The following is a 21,061-nucleotide window of genomic DNA, read 5'->3' on the forward strand; positions in this document are numbered from 1 at the left end:
ATCAAGCAGTTTCGGAATAGGTCATGAGCGATAACAACAAGAAAAGCATTGCAGTGCTGGGCGCTGGCCCCGCCGGTTTGATGGCCGCCTGGCGCCTGCGCCGCGCCGGTTTTGCAGTCACCCTGTTCGAGCAGGAGCCGGTGGTCGGCGGCATGTGTGCCACCCAGACCTTCAAGGGGCGCGATGGGGAGTATCGCTTTGACTACGGCGGCCACCGCTTTATCACCAAGAACCCCGAGCTGCTCGCCTTTATCGACGAGCTGATGGGGGACGATTTGCTCCACGCCGAGCGCAAGAGCGTCATCCGCTTTGGCGGGCGCACCTATGACTACCCATTGAACCTGCCCAACCTGCTCAAGACGGCGCCGCTCGTCCTGATGGCCGGTGCGGTGAAAGACTTGCTGCTGTTGCCTTTTGCCAAGAAGCCCACCGATTTTGCCAAGGCGAGCTTTGCCGAGTGGATCCAGAGCCACTTTGGTCGCACCCTCTACCGCCAGTTCTTCGAGGGCTACACCGGCAAGTTGTGGGGCATCAATCCGGACAAGCTCTCCGCCGACTGGGCTGGCCAGCGCATCAGCCTGATCGATCTCAAAGACGTGGCGCGCCGCCTGTTGCCAAGGCGCAACGGCAGCATTTCGGTGCGCACCTATGCCCGAAAATATCGTTATCCAAAGTATGGGTTCGGCCAGATCTTCACCACTCTGGGTGAGCGACTTGTGGCAGAGGGCGTTGAGCTGAAAACCGGTGCCACCATCACCCGCCTTGAGCAGGCCGATGGCCGCATCGAACGGGTTTATTGGAAACAAGATGACGTTGAGCAGAGCGAGCGCTTTGATCAGGTGATCTCCACCCTGCCGCTGCCGCTCACCTGCCAGCATCTGGGCTTGCCGTGCGATCTGCACTACCGGTCGCTTCGCTTCGTCAATATGCCGCTCAAACAGGAGAACCTGTCGGACAACACCTGGCAGTACCTCTCCGACCCCCATATTCTGGCCACCCGTCTGCAGGAGCCGCGCCGCCGCAGCCCCTTTATGGCGCCCCAAGGCCAGACCTCGGTAATGCTGGAGATCCCCTGCAATCCGGGGGATGCCACCTGGCAGGCTCCGCTTTCTGATCTGCGCGGTCGGGTTACCGCTGATCTGGCGAGCCTCGGCGTCGATACCCAGAAGCTTGGCGATGAGACCTTCGAAGCCCGCAGCGAGTACGCCTACCCACTGATGGATCTCGGCTATCAGGCCCGCCGCAACGAAGCCATCAAGGCGCTGATGCCCATCACCAACCTCATCATGACCGGCCGTCAGGGGACATTCCGCTACATCTTCACCGACACCGCCATGGAGATGGGGATGATGGCCGCTGACATGGTGATCGACGGGGTGGACAGACGCCATGCCATCTTCAACCATCGCAACGAAAATACCGTGATTGAAACCCAGAGCGTGGCCTGAGTGCCAACCTCTTGGCATTAAGTAAGGAGAACAGGATGATCATCCGCCCGGGTTTACTCGCCCTCACCCTGCTGCTGACCCTCTGCGGGCAGGCGCAGGCTTACTCCTACGCCGCCGCCGGCAAGGAGCCACTGATCGACGCCCGCGAAGCGCTGCTGGGCGCCGCCACTGACGGCAAGGATGCCAGCACCACCTTGAGCGAAATTGCCGAGGAGCTGGCCTATCTGGAACAGCACCACAAGGTGGAATTGCAAGCGCCACTGGCCGCAGCCATCAAGGCCAAAGACGCCGCAGCAACCGCCGCCCTGCTCAATCGCGCCTACAAGGCGGAGATCGAGCGCCGCCTCGAAGGGGCCAGCCAGAATCTTGGCGACTACCAGACCGCCAAGGTGTTGGTGGTCAAGAGCAAGCGCTTCCTCGACTTGCTCCTCCCATCACTCAGCGAAGGGGATCGCAAGGCGGCCGAACAGGCGCTGGCCAGGGTGCTGGATGCCATCGGCAACCCGGGGGTATTCGGGGTAGGTGCCAAGCCCGCCGACGCCGCAGCCTTTAGCGATGCAGAAAAAGCGCTGATGGCCGTGCTGGCGCCGCTTTGATGGCAACCTGCCAATCATTGCGCCACCTCGCTCTGACAAACGGTGGGTTTCGCTGCGCTCTACCCACCCTACGCACGGCCTGCCGATAAATGCACCCGGACGCTGGTTTGCCCCCTTCTCCCCTTGCGGGAGAAGGGCTGGGGATGAGGGGGAGGGCAACGTATCGGCGTTGGACTTCCCCCTGCTCAATCACCATTTGGCTGCTTGCCCTGCTGCAACTGGCCTGGCTTGACTGGCTGCTGGCCTTCCCGATAGCCCTCGACTCCGATGATGCCCTCAATTTCGCCCACGGGGTGACGCGCTTTAGCGTGCTGGAGTTCTCCCCCCACTTTCCGGGCTACCCCGCCTTTATCTGGCTGGCGCGGCTGATCAATCTGCTGGTGGACGACCCGGCCCGCGCGGTGCAGTGGGCAAGTCTGCTCGGGAGCAGTTTGCTGGCACCGCTCGCCGCCTGGCTGACGGTGAGGCTGTGGCAACGGCCAAGCCTGCTTGCCCCCATCTGGCTGCTGGTGCTGGCCCTGCCGCTCACCCCGACGCTGGCGCTCTCCGGCCTTTCGGATGGGCCGGCGCTCGCCGCCTGGCTCGGGACGCTGCTGGCCTTGCAGCAGCGCAGAATTGCGCTGGCGGGTCTGCTGCTAGGCCTTATGCTGGCGCTACGTCCCTCCTATTTTGTGCTGGCGCTGCTGCCCCTGTGGCTCGGGATGGCGCAGCAGGGCACGCGCGTCAGGTTTGTGCTCCCCATATTGCTGGTGGGGCTTATCAGCCTGCTGTTTGTCTGGCAGGCCGATGGCTGGGCCTATTTCAACGAAGGGCGGCGCTTTACTGACGGCCACTTTACCCTCTGGGGCAACACGGCGGCGGCCCACGGCGATCGGCTGCTGAGCTGGGCGCGTACCTTCGACGATCAGCTTACCCCGCTTTGGCCCTTGGCTGTTGGGGCGCTGCTGGTGCTGCCACTCTGGCAGCGCTCAAAAGGCAACACCGCCGTCCTCTCTCCACTCTGGACACTCTACTGGCTCGCCCTGCTGCTCTGGACCCTGTTTGGCCAGAATACCGACAATCCCCGCCATCTGGCCCCCGTCACCCTGCTCGGTATCGTGCTGCTGGTGGGTTGGCTGCCGCGCCGTGGCGAGTGGGTGGTCGCGGTCGCCGGATTGCTGCTGCTCGGCGCGACCTTCACCCTGCCCCGTCCACCCGCCATGGTGCAGGCAGCAAGGCTCGCAGAGAAAAGCTGCCCGGCGCTGGTGACCCAGTGGGGAGTGAGATTGCTGCGGGAGACCACGGCACTGCCAGTGACCGATGGCTGGTACAAGGGGGATGCGGCGCTGGCGCTCTCTCTGGGAGCCTGCCGCCTCAGTCGCCGCCCCATCACCGCGAACGAAATGCCCACTGCAGTGCGCCAGCACTGGTTTGCCCCGCGCTTTGCCGCCGAGCCCGGCCTCTGGCTCGCCATTCCCTCACTGCAGACACCCCATGGGGAAAGTGACAAGAAACATAGAAAGAGCACAAAAAACCGCCAAGACAACTAAAAAAGAGGGGAACAACTCGGGTACACTCACTGCGCATCCATAACAGGCGAGTCTCCTTATGCGTGTAACCAGAGAGTGGCTGTGGGTTTTGTCGGTGCTGAGCGTGGCCTGTTCCCTCCTGTTGCTGCCATTCTGGCTGCGCGGCGGCAGTCAGGGCCATGATCTGTTTCACCACCTGCTCTCCGGTCACTTCTTTGCCGTGCAACTGTGGCAAGGTGAGCTCTATCCGCGCTGGTTGATGGAGATGAACGGCGCCTTTGGCAGCCCGGTCTTTTTCTTCTATCCCCCCCTGCCCTACTATGTGAGCGCCCTGTTCGCCGGCCCCACCCCACTGGCCCACGAGGCTATGACGCCGCTGCTCTGGAGCAACAGCGTGGCACTCTGGCTCTCCGGCCTGTTTGCCTATCTCTGGTTGCGCCCCTTTGCCGGCCACGGACGGGCGCTGGCGGCCAGTCTGCTCTATATGGCGCTGCCCTATCATCTGGCCATCGATATCTACGCCCGCTTTGCCCTGGCGGAGAGCTGGGCCTTCGTCTGGGCACCGCTGGCACTGCTGGCGCAGGATCGCCTCTGCCGCGGCGCCCCCTTTGCGCTACTGCTGCTCGCACTGGCCGTCTCCATGCTGACGCTTTCCCATCTACCAAGCACCCTGCTCATTCTGGGCTTGCTCACCCTGCGCAGCCTGCTGCTAGTCTGGCGCTACAAGGGGAGCACAGCGCTTGTCAGTGTCCCTGTCACCGCCTCCCCGCTTATCGGCACCCTGCTGGGCCAGCTCTGGGGGTTGGCGATGGCCAGCCTGTTGCTGCTGCCCGCTCTGCTGGATCAGGGGGGGATCTCCATGGAGCAGATGCGCACCGGCATGTTCGAATTTCAGCGCAACTTTCTCGATCGTTTGCCCCAAAGCCGTGATGACTGGCGCTTTCGCGGCCATCTCGCCTGGCTGACGCTGCTCACCCTGGCTCTGCTACTGGTAGCTTGGGCGGCTGCCCGCGAGCCGCGCCATCCCGAGTTGCTGCTCTGGGGGGTCATTGGCACCCTGAGCTTTCTGATGATGCTGCCACCAAGCGAGCCCCTGTGGCACCTGCTCACTCCGTTGCAACTGGTGCAATTTCCCTGGCGTCTCAATCTGCTGCTGGTCATCGCTACCGTCGCCGTAGTGGCGCTGGGTACCCCCACCTATCGCCCGTGGCAGTGGGTCTGGTGGCTACTGCTTGCCCTCACCCTGCTCTCGCAGGGACTCTATGTACGCGAGGCGCCGCTCACCCAGGCTCCCGTAAAGAGTCAGCTCGACGGGGAGTTCGACAGCAAGCGCAGCGCCCGCGAATACCGACCAAAGCAGGTGCCGCGCGGCATGTTTGCCCCCACCCTGCTGGCCTGGAAAGAGGAATTCCAGCCCGCCATCACCAGCGACCATCAGGGGGTGAACTGGCAGATCCAGCGCTGGCAGCCGCGTCATATCGAATTGACGGTGGATGCCCCGGCACCCGCCAAGCTGGTCCTGCACCAGTTTGATTACCCGGGCTGGCAGGCAAGGCTCGACCAGCGCCTGCCGCTGAGCGTCAGCAGTACCCGCAACGGGCTGGTGCAGGTCTGGGTGCCCGCCGGACAACACAGCCTCACCTTTACCCTTACCGCCCGCTGGCCGGAGCGGCTCGGGTACGCCATCTCGTCGCTGGCCTGGCTGCTCTGGCTGGGGGGAGTGATCCGCGCAGCGCGCCCCCATGACCGCAAGCGTGCACCCCAAGGTGGCTGAGCAGCCGGGCACCTCCCCCTTTTGAGGGGGCAGGAACGTCATGCCGAGCGGGGGCAAACCTGATAGACTCGCCCTTCTCCCTTTTTCAACCAAGGTTCACCAGCGGATACCCTATGCCCCAATCGCCAACAGCTCAGGCTGCCGCCCTCTCCCCCCGTTTCCTGTTTATCCTGCTGGGTGCTCTGGCGGGTCTGACCCCGCTGGCGGTGGATATGTATCTGCCCGCCATTCCGGCCATCGCCCGGGATCTGGCCACCAGCATCGACGGTGCGCAGCTCACCATCAGCGCCTTTCTGGGCGGTTTTGCCATCGGCCAACTCTTCTACGGCCCGCTGGCCGACAGCTATGGCCGCAAGCCGGTGATCCTGGCGGGGCTGGTGATGTTTGCCATCGCCTCGGTGGGCTGTGCCATGGCAGACTCCCTGCCTGAATTGCTGGCCTATCGGATGTTGCAGGCGGCGGGCGGCGCGGCCGGCTCTGTGGTGGTCAATGCCCTGCTGCGCGATCTGTTCGAGAAGGATGCGTTTTCCCGCGCCATGTCATTCGTCATTCTGGTGATGACCCTGGCGCCGCTGGTGGCCCCTGTGGTGGGGGGCTATATCAGTGCCCACGCCGACTGGCGGGTGATCTTCTGGCTGCTGGTGGGGATCAGTCTGCTGATCTGTCTGGTGATGCAGTGGAAAATTCAGGAGACCCTGAAACCGGAGCACCGTCAGCCGCTCAAGATCGGCCAGATCCTCAAGAACTACTGGGGGGTGCTCTCCCATCGCGGCGCCATGGGTTACGTGCTGTGCGGCTCCCTCTCCAGCTCCGGCATGTTCGCCTTCTTAAGCGGCTCCCCTTACGTCTATATCGAGTACTTCAAGGTACCGACCGAGCACTACGGCTGGCTGTTTGGCCTCAATATCCTGCTGATGATGGTGGTCACCTTCGTCAACAGCCGACTGGTGAAAGGGGTGGGCGCCGAGCGGATGCTGCAATACGGCCTGCTGGTGCTGCCCTGCGCGGGCGCCCTGCTGGTCTACAACGCCTGGAGCCAGACCGGCGGCCTGTGGGGCATCGTCATTCCGGTGGTACTGTTTGTCGGCCATATCAGTCTGGTGGGCGCCAACGCCATGACCGGCCTGATGGGCCACTTCCCGCAATCTGCGGGCACTGCCTCGGCACTGGCGGGCACCCTGCGCTTTGGCATCGGCGCCCTGGTCGGCATTCTGGTCAACCTCAATCCGCCCCACTCGCCACTGCCGATGGCCATTGCCATCGCCTGCTGCGGGGTGGGCTCCACCCTGAGTTACTGGCTGCTGACCGGCAAGCGAGGCGATTGACCCCCCTCCCTCCTGTCAGGAAAACGAAAGAGGCTTCCGTCGACGGAAGCCTCTTTTCGTACTGGCTCGTACTGGCGGCCATACGTTCAGAACTGGGCACTGTTGAGCCAGAGGTGCGCCCCTATGCTCACCAGATAGCCGAGCAAGATAGCAGGCAGCCACTTCAGGTGGCCAAAAAAGGTATACATGCCGTGGGCCTGTCCCATCAGGGCCACCCCGGCCGCAGAGCCGATGGAGAGCAGGCTGCCGCCCACTCCAGCGGTCAGAGTCACCAGCAGCCACTGCCCCAGCGCCATATCCGGGTTCATCGACAGCACGGCAAACATCACGGGAATGTTGTCGATGATGGAGGACAAGACCCCGATAAAGATATTGGCCATGGTGGGATCCCCAGCGTCATACAACCAGTGTGATACCAGCTCCAGATACCCCATAAAGCCCAGCCCACCGACACACATCACCACCCCGTAGAAGAAGAGCAGGGTATCCCACTCCGCCTTGGCCACCTTGTTGAACACATCAAATGGCACCACAGAACCGAGACTGCGCAACCGCACCTCATCACCATTGCGTTCATAGAGCGCACGCTTGCGGGCAAGGGATCGTGGCAGCGACTTGCGCAAATAGAAGCCGAAAAACTGCAGATAACCGAGCCCCAGCATCATGCCCAGTACGGGTGGCAGATGGAGGAAACTGTGGCATAGCACCGCCGTGATGATGGTCAGCAAGAACAGCGCGACGATACGGCGGGCCCCTCGCTTGAGATCGACCACCTCGTTATCAGCCTCCGGCACATGGCGCGGCACCATCAGGCTCATCAGGATGGCGGGCACCAGAAAATTGAGCAGAGAGGGAATAAGCAGGGTGAAGAACTGGCCAAATTGCACCTTGCCCGCCTGCCACACCATCAGGGTGGTGATATCGCCAAAGGGACTGAATGCCCCTCCGGCGTTGGCGGCGATCACTATGTTGATGCAGGCAAGATTGACAAAACGCCGATCACCGTTGGCCACCTTCAACACCACGGCGCACATCAAGAGCGCAGTGGTCAGGTTGTCTGCCACCGGCGAAATACAAAAAGCAAGCCCGCCGGTCAACCAGAACAGGGTGCGCAAGTGAAAACCGGATCGCACCAGCCAGGCGCGCAGGGCATCGAACAGCCGCCGATCCTCCATGGCGTTGATATAGGTCATCGCCACCAGCAGGAACAGCATCAGCTCGGCATATTCCAGCAGGGTATGGCGAAATGCCTGCTCGGCGACAGGGCTCATCCCCTGCTGTGCATAGGCGATACCGATCAGGATCCAGATCACCCCGGCGGCCACCAGCACGGGTTTGGACTTGCGCAGTTGCAGATACTCTTCAGCCATCACCAGGGCGTAGGCCAGCACAAACAATCCGACACAAAAAAGTCCGATGGCGGAGGATGTCAACAGAACAGGGCCACTACTGGCATGGGCGGGAGGGATAAACAGGGAAAGCAGCAAAATAACAGGGGTGAGCGCAGACATGGTCTCTTCCTTTTAGAACCGTCTGGCAATCATGCTAGCACCTGGATGAAAAGAAAAATTCATCCAGGTCAATTAACGCTTAATTGGTTTGCTGTCGAAACGCGGGATTATTTCTTGCCGAAACCCGACTGCTTGAGGGTATAGCCTGCGCTGTTTTGCCAGGCATCCAGACCGCTGCGGTTATTGCCCGCCACCAGACTGGCGGCCAGACTCGGGCTGTTGAACAGCTGATCGGCGGTAAAGACAAAGCCACCCTGACTGCGGGGCACTATGACCCCCTTTTCCAGCAGTTCGTGACGCAGCTCGATCACCGCTTCACGCAAAGAGGCTGCATCCTCGCCATTGGCGGTGGAACCGGCCAGCACCATAAAGCCCGGATTTTGCCGCTTGCCCACCGGATAACCGTGGGCCTCGGCCCCTTTGCCGTTGAAGTGGTAGAGCTCGCGCTCCCCCGGCCGGTTATCGGAGAGTGCCTTTTGCAGGGTCATCAGCTCGTTGTAGATCTCGATGGGGACGACGGCAGCCTGCTTGTTGCCCTTGCTATCGATGATAAAACTGACTTGCTTGTGTAACATCCTTGCTCATCCTGTGACCCATGGAAGCCCCTATTCTAACCACCTCGGGCAAGCGGGATCCAGCGAGGATCCACTGCTCTTTTGCCGCCTTGATCACTAACTGGCACTCTTGATCAGCCGTAAGGGGTGTTGATCAATGCTGGCCGTGCTAGCGTACCAAGCATGATGAAAGCCATTGACCATCAAACGGTTATCCCATGCTGACCCTGCGCAACCTCTGCAAGAGCTTTGATAACGGCAGTGAACGACTGCCGCTGTTCCACCATCTCGATCTCGCCCTCCCCGCTGGCGAGATCACCCTGCTGCTGGGCCAAAGCGGCTGCGGCAAGTCGACCCTGCTCAATCTGATCGCCGGGCTGATTGCACCGGACGAAGGGGAAATCTGGCTGGGGGAGACCCGGATCGACACCCGATCCCCCGACGAGCGGGCGCGCCTGCGGGGTCGCCATTTCGGTATCGTCTATCAGGATTTCAACCTGCTGCCGACCCTCAACGTGGCCGAGAATCTGGCACTGCCGCTCGCCATCAACGCTCTGCCACCGGATGAGACAAAGATTGACCAGTTGCTGCATCGGCTCGATATGAGCCACAAGCGCCAAGCCTGGCCGGAGCAGCTCTCCGGCGGTCAGCGTCAGCGGGTAGCGCTGGCCCGTGCCCTTATCCATCAGCCCCAGTGGCTGCTCGCCGACGAACCCACCGGCAGCCTCGATGAGCACAATGCCGAACAGGTAATGGCGTTGATGGTGGCGGCGGTGCGTGATACCGGCGCAGGCTTGCTGCTGGTGAGCCACAACCCGGCCTATGCCGAGCTGGCCGACAGGGTGCTGCGCCTTGAAGGGGGTCAACTTATCGAACTAAAAGGGCCCCGTCATGACTAAACAGCGACTTCGTCTGTCGGGGGCACGCTGATGCTGCCACTCAAAGCGCTGCTGCGCCTCTATCGCAGCCACCCCTGGTTGCTGCTGATGAGTCTGGCCGGGCTGGTATTGGGAGTGTCGCTGGTGGTGGCCATCGAGCTGCTCAATCACAGCGCCCGCACCAACTTCGTCGCCGCCCGCAGCCAGCTGGCGGGGGAAGCCAACTACCGGCTGGCGCCCGCTGGCGGGCTGGATGAACAACTTTACGTGCAATTGGTGACCAGCCAGCCCGCCCTGGATGCCATGCCCCAGCTCCATGGCTGGCTCAAGGATGAAGAGGGGCGCAGCTTTCAACTGCTGGGGATGGATCTCTTCAACCCCGGCCCCCTGCGCCAGCTGTTTGGCGCCCAACCCGCGAGCGAACCCGCATTTTCCCTCAACCGCGCCGACAGCATCTGGCTGGCGACCCCCGAGGCAGATCGCCTTGGCTGGCAAGCGGGCCAGAGCCGACGTTTTGTATTGGGCGGCAGCGATGGCGCCAGCGCCCGCCCCCTGACCCTGACGCTGGCGGGCACGTTTGAACCGGGCGCCGTGCCCATGGAGCGACTGCTGATAACCGATATTGGCCTCGCCCAACCGCTGCTGGACAAAGCGGGTCGGCTCGATCGCATCGTCTTCAAGCTAAGCGACGCCGAGGCTCGCACTCTGCAGGCCACCCTGCAAACCGATTACCCCAACCAGCCCTTGTGGCTTGAGCCCATCAGCCCGGCGCTCGATGCCAGCCAGCTTGGCGATGCGCTGGCCCTTAACCTGACGGCGCTGTCACTGCTCGCCATGGCGGTGGGACTGTTTCTGGTGTTCAACGCCCAGCGATTCGTGCAGAGCGTGCGCCGCCCCCAGCTGGCCCAGTTGATCATTCTGGGAATGGGGCCAAGCCGGGTGCTGCGCTGGCTCATTCTGGAGCTGCTTATTCTTGCCACCATCGGCACCCTGCTCGGGGTGCTGCTCGGCAGCCTGTTGGCGCTCGCCTTGATGGGGCAACTGACCCAGGCGCTGGCCGATCTCTATGGGCCCAACCCCATCGATCTGCTTCGCCTCTCCCCTGTGAGCCTGCTCAAGGCGCTGTTGATCGGGCTGCTCGGTACGCTGGCCGCCAACCTGCCCGGCTGGTGGCAACTGCTGCGCCAATCCCCCCTCGAACTGCGAGCGGGAAGCAGCCGTCCCCCCGCTCACCCGTGGCGACGGCGCGTGCTGGCCATCGCCATCTTGCTGCTGTGCGCCCTCTGCCTGTGGCTGCCGCAAACGGGTCTGAGTGGCGCCCTCTTTATCGCCGGCGGCTGGCTGCTGGCCATGGCGCTCTGGCTACCCGATGCCCTGCGCGGCCTGCTTGGCTGGTTGCGACGGCGCGCGGGCGGCCCCCTCACCGCCCGGCTCGGGGTGGCCGAGACGCTCTATCATCTCGATCGCACCGCCATCGCGGTGATGGCGTTGCAGCTGGCCATCGCTGCGGCCATCGGCATCGGGGTCATGGTGTCGAGTTTTCGCTCCAGCGTGGAGATCTGGCTCGGCCAGCGTCTGGCCGCCGATCTCTATGTCACCGCCCCCAAGGGGGTGGCGGGCAACAAGGGCACCTTGAGCGAAGCGACCCTTAAGACCCTGCTCGCCAATCCGCTGGTGAGCGCCGCCTCGCGCCGCTCGGTGCACCCAGCCCGCTGGCAGGGGCAGCCCATCGAGTGGGCGCAGATGGACTTTATTCCCCAGCTTAAAGCGGCCTATCCGCTGCTGGCCGGACGCTGGCCGACCCGTCCTGACGAGGTGCTGGCGAGCGAGCCGCTGACGGTGCGCCTCGGGGTCAAGGTAGGCCAGACATTGGCGATCAGCGGCGAGCAGGGGCCAAGGCAGTTCACCGTCACCGGCGTCTATCAGGACTACGGCAGCGACAAGGGGCAAATTCTGCACGCCTTCGAGGCGGGGGCGGTGCAATCCCTCGCCCTTTTTAGCAACGACCCCGAGCAGCTGGCCGACCGTCTGCGCGAGCGCTTTGGCGAGCAGCTCAATCTGCTCTCCGCCCCCGCCATCCACAGCGCGGCGCTCAAGGTGTTTGACCAGACCTTTGTGGTGACTGAGCTATTGAAACTGCTGATCCTCGGCATCGCCTTTGTCGGCATTGGCTCGGCCTTTATGGTGCTGGGGCTGGCGCGCCGTGGCGAGCTGCAGACCTTGCAGAGTCTGGGCTTGAGCCCCCGCCACTGCCGCCAGCTGCTGGTGTGGCAAGGGGCTGGATTGGGGCTGCTTACCGCCCTGCTTGCCCTGCCGGTGGGGTATGGCCTCGCCTGGGTGCTGATCGAGGTGGTCAATCCCCGCGCCTTTGGCTGGCGCCTCGCCTTCGAGGCCGCCCCCCTTCATGCGGTCACCGCCCTGTTGCTGGCACCGGTATGTGGCGCATTGGCATCCTGGTATGCGGCAAGGAGAGTGGTATGAGATATCGGTTAGCGCACTGGCTCAGCCATGGTTGGAAGACCCCATTGACCACTTCCCTCTATCCGCCCCTTCTTCAGCACAGAGAAGAGCTGAGTGCGGCATTGAACCATCCCCTCTCCCTTCGGGAGAGGGCCAGGGTGAGGGGAAGCTTGTCCTCCTTACGGCCCCTGTGGCTCGCCGCCCTCTTGATCCCGCTGATTGCCATGATCGGCAGCGCGCAGGCCAGCGATCTGGGCGCCCTGCTCGGCGGCGGCAACGACAGCTTTAAAAAGGTGTTGCCGGGGCAAACCATAAAACTGCCGGAGGATCACGCCGCCCACCCCGATTACCGCTCCGAGTGGTGGTATCTCACCGGCAACCTCAAGGATGAGCAGGGGCGCGAATATGGCATGCAGTGGACCCTGTTTCGCCAAGGGATCGAACAAGAACTCCGCACCGGCAACCCCTGGCTCACCCCCCAGCTCTGGCTGGCCCAATTTGCCATCACGGATCTCGACCGTGGCTCTCACCAACAAGATGAACGGGCCAGTCGGCAGGGCCCGGGGCTGGCGGGGGCCAACGGCGGCCAATATTGGCTCAGGGAGTGGCGGCTTGCCTCGCAAGGGGCTGCGCTGTTCCCCGCCACCCTCAAGGTGCAGAGCAAGATTGGCGAGCTGAACCTCACCGTCACTGCCGCCAAGCCGCTGGTGCTGCAAGGCAAGGCCGGTTACAGCGAGAAGAGCCCGGGCAACGCCTCCTTTTACTACTCCTACCCACGCCTGCATTTGAGCGGCACCCTGACTCGCGATGGCGAAACCCGCACCGTCAGCGGACAAGGGTGGTTTGATCACGAGTGGAGCAGCTCGGTATTGGCGGAGTGGCAATCGGGCTGGGACTGGTTTTCGCTGCAACTGGCCGATGGCCGCGAGCTGATGCTGTTTCGCCTGCGCACCAAGGCGGGCCGCCGTGCTAATCCCGAAAACCAGCCCGAAAACCGCTACGGCATCTTGATTGAGCGGGATGGCAGCAGCCGGGTGCTCGCCCCCGACGCGATTCGCCTCACCCCGGGCAACACCTGGCGCGGCCCCAAGGGGCAGAATTACCCCGTCGAGTGGCAGCTAAACGCCGCTGGGATGAGCCTCACCATCAAGGCCCGTCAGCCCAATCAGGCCATGACAGGTCGCTTTGACTACTGGGAGGGAGCTGTCTCTGTCTCGGGGGATGCCAAGGGGGTCGGCTATCTGGAGATGACGGGGTACTGAGCCAACGGCCCGCTCCGTTTCTCTGCCGTTGTTCTGCTTTTTCCCGCTGATGCTTGCCTGCTCTGCGGCATTTTCTCTGTATATGCAGTGTTCCGAGGCGCCTTCCCTCCCCGATTTCTGATCCCCATCAAAAATGCGCTTAAGTTCCCCGCCCTAGAAAACGTTTTGCTTAACAACTGGATACGCACTTGATACCATGCTCATCCGGCACTCACAGCCCCAAAGGCAACCAAGAAACCCAATATGGATTTCCCCAATTCAATCAGGTCAACAACAGCACTCTGGGAGCTGAAACCCCGTGCGGTAGCCAGACCAAGAAAAATTCGCAAAACTCCGATTACGCTTCGCAATTATAACCTACCGAGCTGTGATGAATCATGAGAGTTACATTTCAGATTATTAGGGGCCATTATGAATAAGAAGATTGTACTGATAATTGCGAGTTCTATTACTGCTATAGGAGTTATATGGATAGGGTTATGGGCATTTAAGTCAGGTGCTGGCCTAGGATTAAATGTCAAGTTCGCTGCAACTTCCGAGTGCAACGAAGATTACCCCCTCCTAATTACGGTTACAAATCGCCTTCCTATTGCACTTGAATATTATCAGTTCAGAATACAGGCAAAGAGACCTGGGCGTAGTAGTTTAGTACGCAATGAATCCATTAGATATGAAAGCGATGTAATTTTAAATGGATGGAGTTCTCATAGCTCTTGCTGGAAAGCTCCCTGGATAGACCTAGATAATATACCAGTATCTTTTGATGATGATTATGTTGCAAAGTATAAATCGAAAACAGAGAAGGACAATGAAAATCTAATTTGGTCTGTCGGTGTTAGGTATGCTCGTTGGGGAACTATTACATTTGGTTATCGTTCATGAGGAATAACATGGAATTTGAGCTAAAAATTTGCAATGTTGAAAATTATTATATCGATGTAGAGCTAGAGAAATATCGTATTTACTTGAACGCTCTAAGAGATGACTTAATACGTATTAATGACTTCTCGAATGTGACGCTAATTAATGAAACCTTTAGATTTGAAGCACAGGCATCACTAAAAGAAGTTAAAGAATTAATTCAACCTTTATTAGATTCAAGTCTCAGTGATATGTTATGTTGTGAGCACCTAATTGAACTGTCATAGGACCGTAGGCTCGATTACGCTTCGCTAATCGAACCTACTTGAAATGCGCCAAACCGACGTTCGATGGGATGAAAATAATATTTCCGTGTTGGGTTTCGCTTCGCTCAACCCAACCTACGCCCAACCTTCCCCATTAAAAGGCTTATGCCACGACCGTCTGACTGGATATAAACGCCAACGACTGCCGGTTAAAGTGCTCCGGCTGCTCCACATTACAGACATGGCCGCAGTTTTCGATGATCTCGAGCTGGCTATAAGGGTCACGGGCCACCTGTTCGCGCACCGGTGCCAGAAACATATGATCCTCCTCCCCCATCACATAGAGGGTGGGAATGGGCAGGGAGCGTTCGCGGAAGTAACGCATCAGCGGGTTGACCTCGGTGGCGAGGCGGAACCAGCGTTTGAACTCTTTCTGGCAGAGCTTGCGGGCTTCGCGCACAAAGAGGTTGCGCGACTCCTGATGGTGCTGGCGCGGCATGATGATGAAGGCAAACAGCCGGTAGAGCCACATATAGGGCAGGAAGTGCTGGCCGAGTCGGCCCAGTTGCACCAGCACCCGCGAGCGGATATCGAGCCGCAGGATGGCGCCGCCCAGTACCATGCTCTTGACCCGCTCCGGGCAGAGCTCGGCCAGATGGCGAATAAGGATGGTACCAAGGGAGATGCCGACGAAGTGGGCGCGGCGGATATCGAGATGATCGAGCAGCCGAACGATATCTTCGGTCACTTCCCGAAAGCTGTAGTGGCCCTTGACCACCTGTTGCAGCTGGTGGGACTGGCCGTGGCCGCGCAAGTCCAGCAGCAGCACATTGAAGTGCTCGCGATAGGCGCGCAGCTGCTTGAACCAGATGGAGGAGCTGCCACCGGCGCCGTGGACAAACACCACCCAATCCCGCTCGGGACCCAGTTCGAAAGTCTTGTGATACAACATCCAATAGGCTCCCTTGGTGATGGGGGGTATACTCGGCTGCGCGCATATTAACAGAACAGGCCCGCCGATAGATATGCGCCTGACATGACCCGGATCACCCCTTGCGCGAGAACCCACCATGGATTTGACCCGTTTGCGCCACTTTCTGCTGACCCTGCCGGGCGCCACCGAAGATACCCCGTTTGGCCCGGAGATCCTGGTCTACCGCATCGCGGGCAAGATGTTCGCGCTGGTGGATTGGCAGGCCGAGCCGCTCACCATCAACCTCAAATGCGAGCCCGAGCTGGCGTTGCTGCTGCGCGAGATCCACCCCGAGGTCAAACCGGGTTGGCATATGAACAAGCAACACTGGAACACAGTGACCCTGAACAGCACCTTGCCAGATGATCTGTGGCAGGGCTGGGTGCACCACTCCTATGAGCGGGTTGTCGCGGGTCTGCCCAAAGCCAAACGGCCACAGGCGCCGCGTCCCCTCCCCACCACTGACGACCCAACCTTATGACGCCAGCACTTAGCCCAGCACTTTGCATTGTCCCCCTTGGCGAGGCACATATCCCCGCTCTCGTAACCCTGTTTGAGCAGGCGGTGCGACGCAGCGGCCCCGAGCACTACAGCGCCGAGCAGGTGGAGCAGTGGGCCCTCGGTTCACAACATCCGGGCTTTGTCAGCCAGCTGCGCGAGCACCACGGCTGGGTGGCGGAGCAGGCAAATGTGCCCCTCGGTTTTGTTACTCTGAGTGCTGATGGCCACCTCAGCCTGCTCTATGTGAGCGCCGACCATCAGCGCCAGGGACTGGGCAATCTGCTGCTCACCACGGCGCTCGCGGGGGCCCGAGGGCTCGGTATGACCCTCATCACCACCGAGGCCAGCGCCTTCAGTTATGAGCTATTTTTACGACATGGCTTTACGTTGACCGAGCTGGAGTGCGTGGAGCGGGGCGGAGTCAGTTTTACTCGCCATCGCCTGCACTGCTGCTTGCCAAGCTAGGGCAAGCCACTAAAATACGCTTAATTTTCGTATTGTTACTGTATTGAGGCAGCAACCATGGTGGTAGAAAGTGAAGGCTATATCTCGCTGATCGAGTATCTGGTGGAGAGTTTGGGATTGTTTGAATCCCAGCAGCAGAACGATGGTGAAGAGACCATCGAAGATCTGGTCAGTGGCCGTGTTGCCAGCAACCTGATGGCCATTTGCGAGCAAAACCCCCAGCTCGATCCCAAGGTGCGTTTCGCCATCATGCAGGAGGCCGACGCCGTGGTCGCCGATCTGGAAGAGGTACTCTCCGCCGTCTGGCTGCGCGCCCCGACCCCGGAACAGAAAACCTTCCTCATCGAGTTTATCGATCTCATCAAGAACCTGTTCGACAGCGCCATCGGCTGATCTGCCGTCCGGCTCTCCCGCCCAACACAAGATTTCAGAACAGCAGATAAGGAAAAGGGCCGCCTTGGTGGGCAGCCCTGCTTGCTATCATTTTCAACCCGCCAGTGCGTTCATTCATCAGGCGGTTATCAAGGCAAGAAATGTGTCTGGACTTTGCATCCGATCCCTGGACGCTACCTAGTTAGTCCCGCCTGGTCGCAATAAGTTCCCTCCTCCGACCATTTATTTTCACTTTTATTAAGAAATCGACTACAAACCTGTTCAGCGGTTCAGGCTGGGCGGCAAACAGACTCCAATGCCACCCAATCCGCAGTAGCCATCCGGATTTTTCTCCAGATATTGCTGATGGTAATCCTCGGCGTAGTAGAAGGGCGCCAGCGGCAGAATGCGGGTGGTAATGGCCCGGCTGTCGCCGCTTGCCGCCATCGCCTGCTGATAGGCCGCCATGCTCTGCTGGGCAATGATCTGCTGGCTCTCGTCACCATAGAAGATCACCGAGCGATACTGGGTGCCAATGTCCCCGCCCTGACGCATCCCCTGAGCCGGATCGTGCTGCTCCCAGAACAGTCTGAGCAGATCGCCGTAGCTGATCACCGCCGGATCAAACACCACCTGCACCGTTTCGGCATGACCGGTCAGGCCGCTGCACACCTCTTTGTAGGTGGGATTCTGGGTCACACCGCCCTGATAACCTGCCGCGGTGGAGTAGACGCCCGGCTGCTGCCAGAACAGGCGCTCAACGCCCCAGAAACAGCCCATGCCAAACCACGCGATCTCCATGTTCTCGGGCCAGGGACCCTGGGTCGGGTTGCCATTCACCGCATGCTGCTGACCAATCACCATCGCTTCGCGTCGTCCCGGCAGGGCATCTGCCGGTGAAATAATCTGTTCCATGAATTCTGTCCTTGTATAAAACCCTGTGAAATCACATAGCTGACGAAAAGGAGCATCGAAGATAGCAGTTTATCGCGCCGGATCAACCGGCGGGCCCCTCCCCGCTCGCTCCGGCGGCCGTCTGCACCGTCTGTCCCTCTTCCCCGATCCGCACGGCCAACCCGCCCCTCGTAGACCAGAAACGGTCAAAATCAATATTTAGTCTTGATTTGTGAATTAATTTTCATATATTGAGCCAATCGCTGTTTTTTTATGGAAGAAATATCAAGTGCGTGAACGCGAACCCAGTCTGGTCAATGCCTTCCGGCAATCCACCCCCTATGTCAATGTGCATCGGGGTGCCACCTTTGTGCTGATGATGGGGGGAGAAGCCATCTGCCACCCCAACTTCGCCAATATCGTCAGCGATATCGCCCTGCTGCAGACACTGGGCATACGCCTGGTGCTGGTGTTTGGTTCACGTCAGCAAAACGATGAGGCGCTGGCCCGCGCCGGTATCGAGGCCCAGTATCACAAGCGGATCCGGGTCACCGATGACGAAAGTTTCACCATCATCAAACAGGTGTGTGGCGGCCTGCAATACGACATCACCGCCCAGCTCTCCATGGGGCTCGCGAACACCCCCATGCAGGGGGCGCGGATCAGCGTGGTGAGCGGCAACTTCGTCACCGCCCAGCCGCTGGGTGTGGATGATGGCATCGACTTTTGCCACAGCGGCCGGGTGCGCCGCATCGACGTGGAGGGGATCACCCGCCAGCTCGATCAGAAGAGTCTGGTGCTCATCTCCCCCATCGGCTGCTCGGTCACCGGCGAGAGCTTTAACCTGAGCTCCGAAGAGGTGGCCCGCCGGGTGGCGGTCGATCTCAAGGCGGACAAGCTCATCTGCTTTAGCAGCACCCAGGGGGTAATGGACACGCGCGGAGAAGCCATCTCCGAGCTCTTCCCCGAGCAGGCCGAAGAGCTGCTGGTGGAGCTGGAGCAGGCGGGAGAAGAGATGTCCGGCACCGCCCGCTATCTGCGTGCGGCCATTGCCTCCTGCCGTGGCGGGGTGCCCCGCTCCCATCTGGTGAGCTATCAGGATGATGGCGCCATGCTGCAGGAGCTGTTCAGTCGCGACGGCCTCGGCACCCAGATCGTGCGGGAAAGTGCCGAGCAAGCCCGCGCCGCTACCATCGAGGATATCGGCGGCATTCTGGATCTCATTCGCCCGCTGGAGGAGGAAGGCATTCTGGTGCGCCGCTCCCGCGAGCAGCTGGAGATGGAGATCGACAAGTTCACCATCATCGAGCGCGATGGCCTCATCATCGGCTGCGCGGCCCTCTACTGCTTTATGGAAGAGGCGATGGCGGAGATGGCCTGCGTCGCCATCCACCCCGACTATCGCAACTCCAACCGGGGGGATCAGCTGGTGGCCAAGGTGGCCGAGCGGGCCAAACGGCTCGGGATCCGTCGCCTGTTCGTGCTCACCACCCGCTCCATCCACTGGTTCCGGGAGCGTGGCTTCGATCCGCTGGAAGTGGAAGATCTGCCGGTGGCGCGCCAGCGTCTCTACAACTGGCAGCGCCGTTCCAAGGTTTTGTCAAAGACCATTGCCTAAGTCATTGATCCTGCGTTGAGTTAGCTGACAATTTGAACTTTTTCACAAACTCGATTGACAGTGCAATCCAACGCAGGGTATTTCTAAATGCACTCCACCGCCCTGGTGGAGCCAGAAGAGGAGCGCTGCCCAGGCAGCCCAAGGGAGGACGCCAGCGTCCGGTGAACTTGGGTCAGGGGGTGCAGCGCCGAGACGAGTGAGGAGACTGGTGACCTCAACGTCGGCTGCGGGGGCTGAATCCCCCGGGTTGTCATCGGTAGTGATCATCCCCCACCGCGCCCTGTCAGGGGCGGTACGGGATGGGCTCTGCAGGTGGAGTGCTTCTGGCCGGGATAGCTTCGTTCATTCCTGCCATTTTCAGCCTCCTCCTCTCTTTTTTGCCCGATGGAACCGGAATCTTAAAATAAGACAGGAGTAAGCAATGAGCCCGATCAATGTCGCCAAGTTTGGCGGAACCAGTGTCGCCAACTTCCCGGCCATGAATAACTGCGCCGATATCGTGCTGGCCAATCCCGCCACCCGGGTGGTGGTGCTGAGCGCCAGCGCCGGTGTCACCAACCTGCTGGTCGCTCTGGCACAAGGGGAGCTGGACGAAGCGGGCCGCGACGAGCAGCTAGCCAAACTGGCCGGGATCCAGCAGGCCATTCTGACCGATCTCGGCAACCCTGTTGATGTGAGCGCCCTCATTCATGGCCAGCTGGACGAAATTCGCCTCATGGCCCAGCAAGCCCACCAGCATACCGATGCGGAGCTGGCCGATCGCCTCATCGCCTGCGGCGAGCTGATGTCTACCCGCCTCTTTACCGAACTGCTGCGCCAGCGCGGCGTCAAGGCCCACTGGCAGGATGTGCGCCAGCTGATGCGCACCGACAGCCGCTTTGGCAAAGCCACCGTCGATCTGGCCACCACCCGCACTCTCTGCCAGCAGACGCTGGGCCCGCAGCTGGGCGATAGCCTTATCATCACCCAGGGCTTTATCGGCGCCGATGGCGATGGCCGCACCACCACGCTCGGTCGCGGCGGCTCTGACTACAGCGCAGCCCTGCTCGCCGAAGCGCTCGATGCCGCCAGTATCGAGATCTGGACCGATGTGCCCGGCATCTACACCACGGATCCGCGCCTAGTCACCCGCGCCCGTCCCATTCCCGAAATCAGCTTTGTCGAAGCGGCCGAGATGGCCACTTTCGGCGCCAAGGTGCTGCACCCCGCCACCCTGCAACCGGCGGTGCGCCAGAATATTCCGGTGTTTGTCGGCTCCGCCAAGGATCCTGCCGCCGGTGGTACCTGGATCCGCGCCAGCACAGATTCAAGCCCGCTGTTTCGCGCCGTAGCCCTGCGCCGCCAGCAGGTGCTGGTGACCCTGCACAGCCTCAACATGTTCCACGCCTACGGCTTCCTGGCCGAAGTGTTCGGCATTCTGGCCCGTCACCGCATCTCGGTCGACCTCATCACTACCTCGGAAGTGAGCGTGTCACTGACCCTGGATCACACCGGCAGCCAGAGCAACGGCGAGCCGATCCTGAGCGACAAGGTACTGGCCGAGCTGGGCCAGCTTTGCAAGGTGGAGGTGGAAACCGGTCTGGCACTGGTGGCGCTCATCGGCAACCGGATGAGCGAAGTGAACGGGGTTGGCAGTCAGGTCTTTGACGCCCTGCGCGAGCACAACATCCGGATGATCTGCTACGGCGCCAGCGCCCACAACCTCTGCTTCCTGGTCAAGGAGAGCGAGGCGGGCAATATCGTCAACCGCCTCCATCAGGAGTTGCTGGACTGACCCTCAACCGAGGCAATTCCG

19 protein-coding genes and 1 riboswitch are annotated in these 21,061 nt (G+C 60.9%); of the genes, 15 read left to right on the forward strand and 4 right to left on the reverse strand.

Annotation, left to right across the window (positions count from 1 at the left end):
* The first annotated feature begins 23 nt into the window (after nucleotides 1–23).
* The 5 genes from AB5Y97_RS04685 (at nucleotide 24) to AB5Y97_RS04705 (ending at nucleotide 6,651) form a co-directional block, all read left to right on the forward strand.
* Nucleotides 24–1,448 carry an NAD(P)/FAD-dependent oxidoreductase gene (locus tag AB5Y97_RS04685; protein ID WP_201947915.1) on the forward strand — a complete coding sequence of 475 codons (1,425 nt, stop codon included), beginning with the start codon at nucleotides 24–26 and terminating at the stop codon, nucleotides 1,446–1,448.
* 35 nt (nucleotides 1,449–1,483) lie between these two features.
* On the forward strand, nucleotides 1,484–2,044 hold the full coding sequence (locus AB5Y97_RS04690; protein ID WP_201947913.1) for a hypothetical protein: 561 nt from the start codon (nucleotides 1,484–1,486) through the stop codon (nucleotides 2,042–2,044).
* 200 nt (nucleotides 2,045–2,244) lie between these two features.
* Nucleotides 2,245–3,573, forward strand: a complete 1,329-nt coding sequence (locus tag AB5Y97_RS04695) for a hypothetical protein (RefSeq protein ID WP_368157308.1) — start codon at nucleotides 2,245–2,247, stop codon at nucleotides 3,571–3,573.
* A 58-nt stretch (nucleotides 3,574–3,631) separates the two neighbouring features.
* Nucleotides 3,632–5,326 carry a hypothetical protein gene (locus AB5Y97_RS04700; RefSeq protein ID WP_201947910.1) on the forward strand — a complete coding sequence of 565 codons (1,695 nt, stop codon included), beginning with the start codon at nucleotides 3,632–3,634 and terminating at the stop codon, nucleotides 5,324–5,326.
* 113 nt (nucleotides 5,327–5,439) lie between these two features.
* Nucleotides 5,440–6,651 (forward strand): Bcr/CflA family multidrug efflux MFS transporter, encoded by a 1,212-nt coding sequence (locus AB5Y97_RS04705; RefSeq protein ID WP_076491839.1) that lies wholly within the window; start codon nucleotides 5,440–5,442, stop codon nucleotides 6,649–6,651.
* 86 nt (nucleotides 6,652–6,737) lie between these two features.
* On the opposite strand, the gene nhaD is transcribed toward AB5Y97_RS04705, so the two are convergent.
* Together nhaD and AB5Y97_RS04715 are read right to left on the reverse strand one after the other, a co-directional pair.
* Complete coding sequence (nhaD, locus tag AB5Y97_RS04710; protein WP_201947908.1) at nucleotides 6,738–8,162, reverse strand: sodium:proton antiporter NhaD; 1,425 nt, start codon at nucleotides 8,160–8,162, stop codon at nucleotides 6,738–6,740.
* A 107-nt stretch (nucleotides 8,163–8,269) separates the two neighbouring features.
* Nucleotides 8,270–8,737, reverse strand: a complete 468-nt coding sequence (locus AB5Y97_RS04715; protein WP_005333716.1) for a DUF4357 domain-containing protein — start codon at nucleotides 8,735–8,737, stop codon at nucleotides 8,270–8,272.
* 197 nt (nucleotides 8,738–8,934) lie between these two features.
* Here AB5Y97_RS04715 and AB5Y97_RS04720 point away from each other — a divergent pair, with 197 nt between their 5' ends.
* The 5 genes from AB5Y97_RS04720 (at nucleotide 8,935) to AB5Y97_RS04740 (ending at nucleotide 14,464) form a co-directional block, all read left to right on the forward strand.
* Nucleotides 8,935–9,615, forward strand: coding sequence for an ABC transporter ATP-binding protein (locus AB5Y97_RS04720; protein WP_201947906.1), 681 nt, complete (start codon nucleotides 8,935–8,937; stop codon nucleotides 9,613–9,615).
* Nucleotides 9,616–9,645: 30 nt separating this feature from the next.
* Nucleotides 9,646–12,075 carry an FtsX-like permease family protein gene (locus tag AB5Y97_RS04725; protein ID WP_368157299.1) on the forward strand — a complete coding sequence of 810 codons (2,430 nt, stop codon included), beginning with the start codon at nucleotides 9,646–9,648 and terminating at the stop codon, nucleotides 12,073–12,075.
* 185 nt (nucleotides 12,076–12,260) lie between these two features.
* Nucleotides 12,261–13,316: a lipocalin-like domain-containing protein gene (locus tag AB5Y97_RS04730; protein WP_335854181.1), complete on the forward strand. Its 1,056-nt coding sequence runs from the start codon at nucleotides 12,261–12,263 to the stop codon at nucleotides 13,314–13,316.
* 411 nt (nucleotides 13,317–13,727) lie between these two features.
* A complete protein-coding gene (locus tag AB5Y97_RS04735) occupies nucleotides 13,728–14,198 on the forward strand; it encodes a hypothetical protein (protein WP_236302851.1) in 471 nt (156 codons plus the stop codon).
* An 8-nt stretch (nucleotides 14,199–14,206) separates the two neighbouring features.
* Entirely contained in the window at nucleotides 14,207–14,464 is a 258-nt protein-coding gene (locus tag AB5Y97_RS04740; RefSeq protein WP_236302850.1) for a hypothetical protein, read from the forward strand.
* 142 nt (nucleotides 14,465–14,606) lie between these two features.
* Here the strand turns inward: AB5Y97_RS04740 and AB5Y97_RS04745 are convergent, their stop codons facing one another.
* Nucleotides 14,607–15,395 (reverse strand): alpha/beta fold hydrolase, encoded by a 789-nt coding sequence (locus AB5Y97_RS04745; RefSeq protein WP_236302849.1) that lies wholly within the window; start codon nucleotides 15,393–15,395, stop codon nucleotides 14,607–14,609.
* Nucleotides 15,396–15,513: 118 nt separating this feature from the next.
* Between AB5Y97_RS04745 and AB5Y97_RS04750 the strand changes: the two genes are divergently transcribed.
* From AB5Y97_RS04750 to AB5Y97_RS04760, 3 genes are read left to right on the forward strand one after another with little or no spacing between them, the layout of a single operon-like run.
* The gene (locus AB5Y97_RS04750; RefSeq protein ID WP_201908858.1) at nucleotides 15,514–15,897 is read left to right on the forward strand and encodes an MmcQ/YjbR family DNA-binding protein; all 384 of its coding nucleotides are present in this window, start codon (nucleotides 15,514–15,516) and stop codon (nucleotides 15,895–15,897) included.
* Nucleotides 15,894–16,382 (forward strand): GNAT family N-acetyltransferase, encoded by a 489-nt coding sequence (locus tag AB5Y97_RS04755; RefSeq protein ID WP_368157300.1) that lies wholly within the window; start codon nucleotides 15,894–15,896, stop codon nucleotides 16,380–16,382. Before AB5Y97_RS04750 ends, AB5Y97_RS04755 begins: the two co-directional genes overlap by 4 nt.
* Before the next feature lie 57 nt (nucleotides 16,383–16,439).
* Nucleotides 16,440–16,775 carry a DUF3802 family protein gene (locus AB5Y97_RS04760; protein WP_005333735.1) on the forward strand — a complete coding sequence of 112 codons (336 nt, stop codon included), beginning with the start codon at nucleotides 16,440–16,442 and terminating at the stop codon, nucleotides 16,773–16,775.
* 261 nt (nucleotides 16,776–17,036) lie between these two features.
* On the opposite strand, the gene msrA is transcribed toward AB5Y97_RS04760, so the two are convergent.
* Entirely contained in the window at nucleotides 17,037–17,669 is a 633-nt protein-coding gene (gene msrA, locus AB5Y97_RS04765; protein ID WP_005352745.1) for a peptide-methionine (S)-S-oxide reductase MsrA, read from the reverse strand.
* A gap of 268 nt (nucleotides 17,670–17,937) precedes the next feature.
* Here msrA and argA point away from each other — a divergent pair, with 268 nt between their 5' ends.
* Nucleotides 17,938–19,266 (forward strand): amino-acid N-acetyltransferase, encoded by a 1,329-nt coding sequence (gene argA / locus AB5Y97_RS04770; RefSeq protein ID WP_368157301.1) that lies wholly within the window; start codon nucleotides 17,938–17,940, stop codon nucleotides 19,264–19,266.
* A 107-nt stretch (nucleotides 19,267–19,373) separates the two neighbouring features.
* Nucleotides 19,374–19,597, forward strand: a riboswitch (Lysine riboswitch).
* Between the two features lie 90 nt (nucleotides 19,598–19,687).
* Nucleotides 19,688–21,040 (forward strand): lysine-sensitive aspartokinase 3, encoded by a 1,353-nt coding sequence (gene lysC / locus AB5Y97_RS04775; protein ID WP_040066429.1) that lies wholly within the window; start codon nucleotides 19,688–19,690, stop codon nucleotides 21,038–21,040.
* Nucleotides 21,041–21,061: the final 21 nt, after the last annotated feature.

Origin of the sequence: Aeromonas sp. R10-2 (assembly GCF_040908445.1) — a bacterium.
GTDB classification, from domain to species: domain Bacteria; phylum Pseudomonadota; class Gammaproteobacteria; order Enterobacterales; family Aeromonadaceae; genus Aeromonas; species Aeromonas veronii.

Coding starts and splice junctions, on each gene's coding strand:
- AB5Y97_RS04685 (WP_201947915.1), top strand. CDS start 24: ATGAGCGATAACAACAAGAAAAGCATTGCAGTGCTGGGCGCTGGCCCC.
- AB5Y97_RS04690 (WP_201947913.1), top strand. CDS start 1,484: ATGATCATCCGCCCGGGTTTACTCGCCCTCACCCTGCTGCTGACCCTC.
- AB5Y97_RS04700 (WP_201947910.1), top strand. CDS start 3,632: ATGCGTGTAACCAGAGAGTGGCTGTGGGTTTTGTCGGTGCTGAGCGTG.
- AB5Y97_RS04705 (WP_076491839.1), top strand. CDS start 5,440: ATGCCCCAATCGCCAACAGCTCAGGCTGCCGCCCTCTCCCCCCGTTTC.
- nhaD (WP_201947908.1), bottom strand. CDS start 8,162: ATGTCTGCGCTCACCCCTGTTATTTTGCTGCTTTCCCTGTTTATCCCT.
- AB5Y97_RS04715 (WP_005333716.1), bottom strand. CDS start 8,737: ATGTTACACAAGCAAGTCAGTTTTATCATCGATAGCAAGGGCAACAAG.
- AB5Y97_RS04720 (WP_201947906.1), top strand. CDS start 8,935: ATGCTGACCCTGCGCAACCTCTGCAAGAGCTTTGATAACGGCAGTGAA.
- AB5Y97_RS04725 (WP_368157299.1), top strand. CDS start 9,646: ATGCTGCCACTCAAAGCGCTGCTGCGCCTCTATCGCAGCCACCCCTGG.
- AB5Y97_RS04735 (WP_236302851.1), top strand. CDS start 13,728: ATGAATAAGAAGATTGTACTGATAATTGCGAGTTCTATTACTGCTATA.
- AB5Y97_RS04740 (WP_236302850.1), top strand. CDS start 14,207: ATGGAATTTGAGCTAAAAATTTGCAATGTTGAAAATTATTATATCGAT.
- AB5Y97_RS04745 (WP_236302849.1), bottom strand. CDS start 15,395: ATGTTGTATCACAAGACTTTCGAACTGGGTCCCGAGCGGGATTGGGTG.
- AB5Y97_RS04750 (WP_201908858.1), top strand. CDS start 15,514: ATGGATTTGACCCGTTTGCGCCACTTTCTGCTGACCCTGCCGGGCGCC.
- AB5Y97_RS04755 (WP_368157300.1), top strand. CDS start 15,894: ATGACGCCAGCACTTAGCCCAGCACTTTGCATTGTCCCCCTTGGCGAG.
- AB5Y97_RS04760 (WP_005333735.1), top strand. CDS start 16,440: ATGGTGGTAGAAAGTGAAGGCTATATCTCGCTGATCGAGTATCTGGTG.
- msrA (WP_005352745.1), bottom strand. CDS start 17,669: ATGGAACAGATTATTTCACCGGCAGATGCCCTGCCGGGACGACGCGAA.
- lysC (WP_040066429.1), top strand. CDS start 19,688: ATGAGCCCGATCAATGTCGCCAAGTTTGGCGGAACCAGTGTCGCCAAC.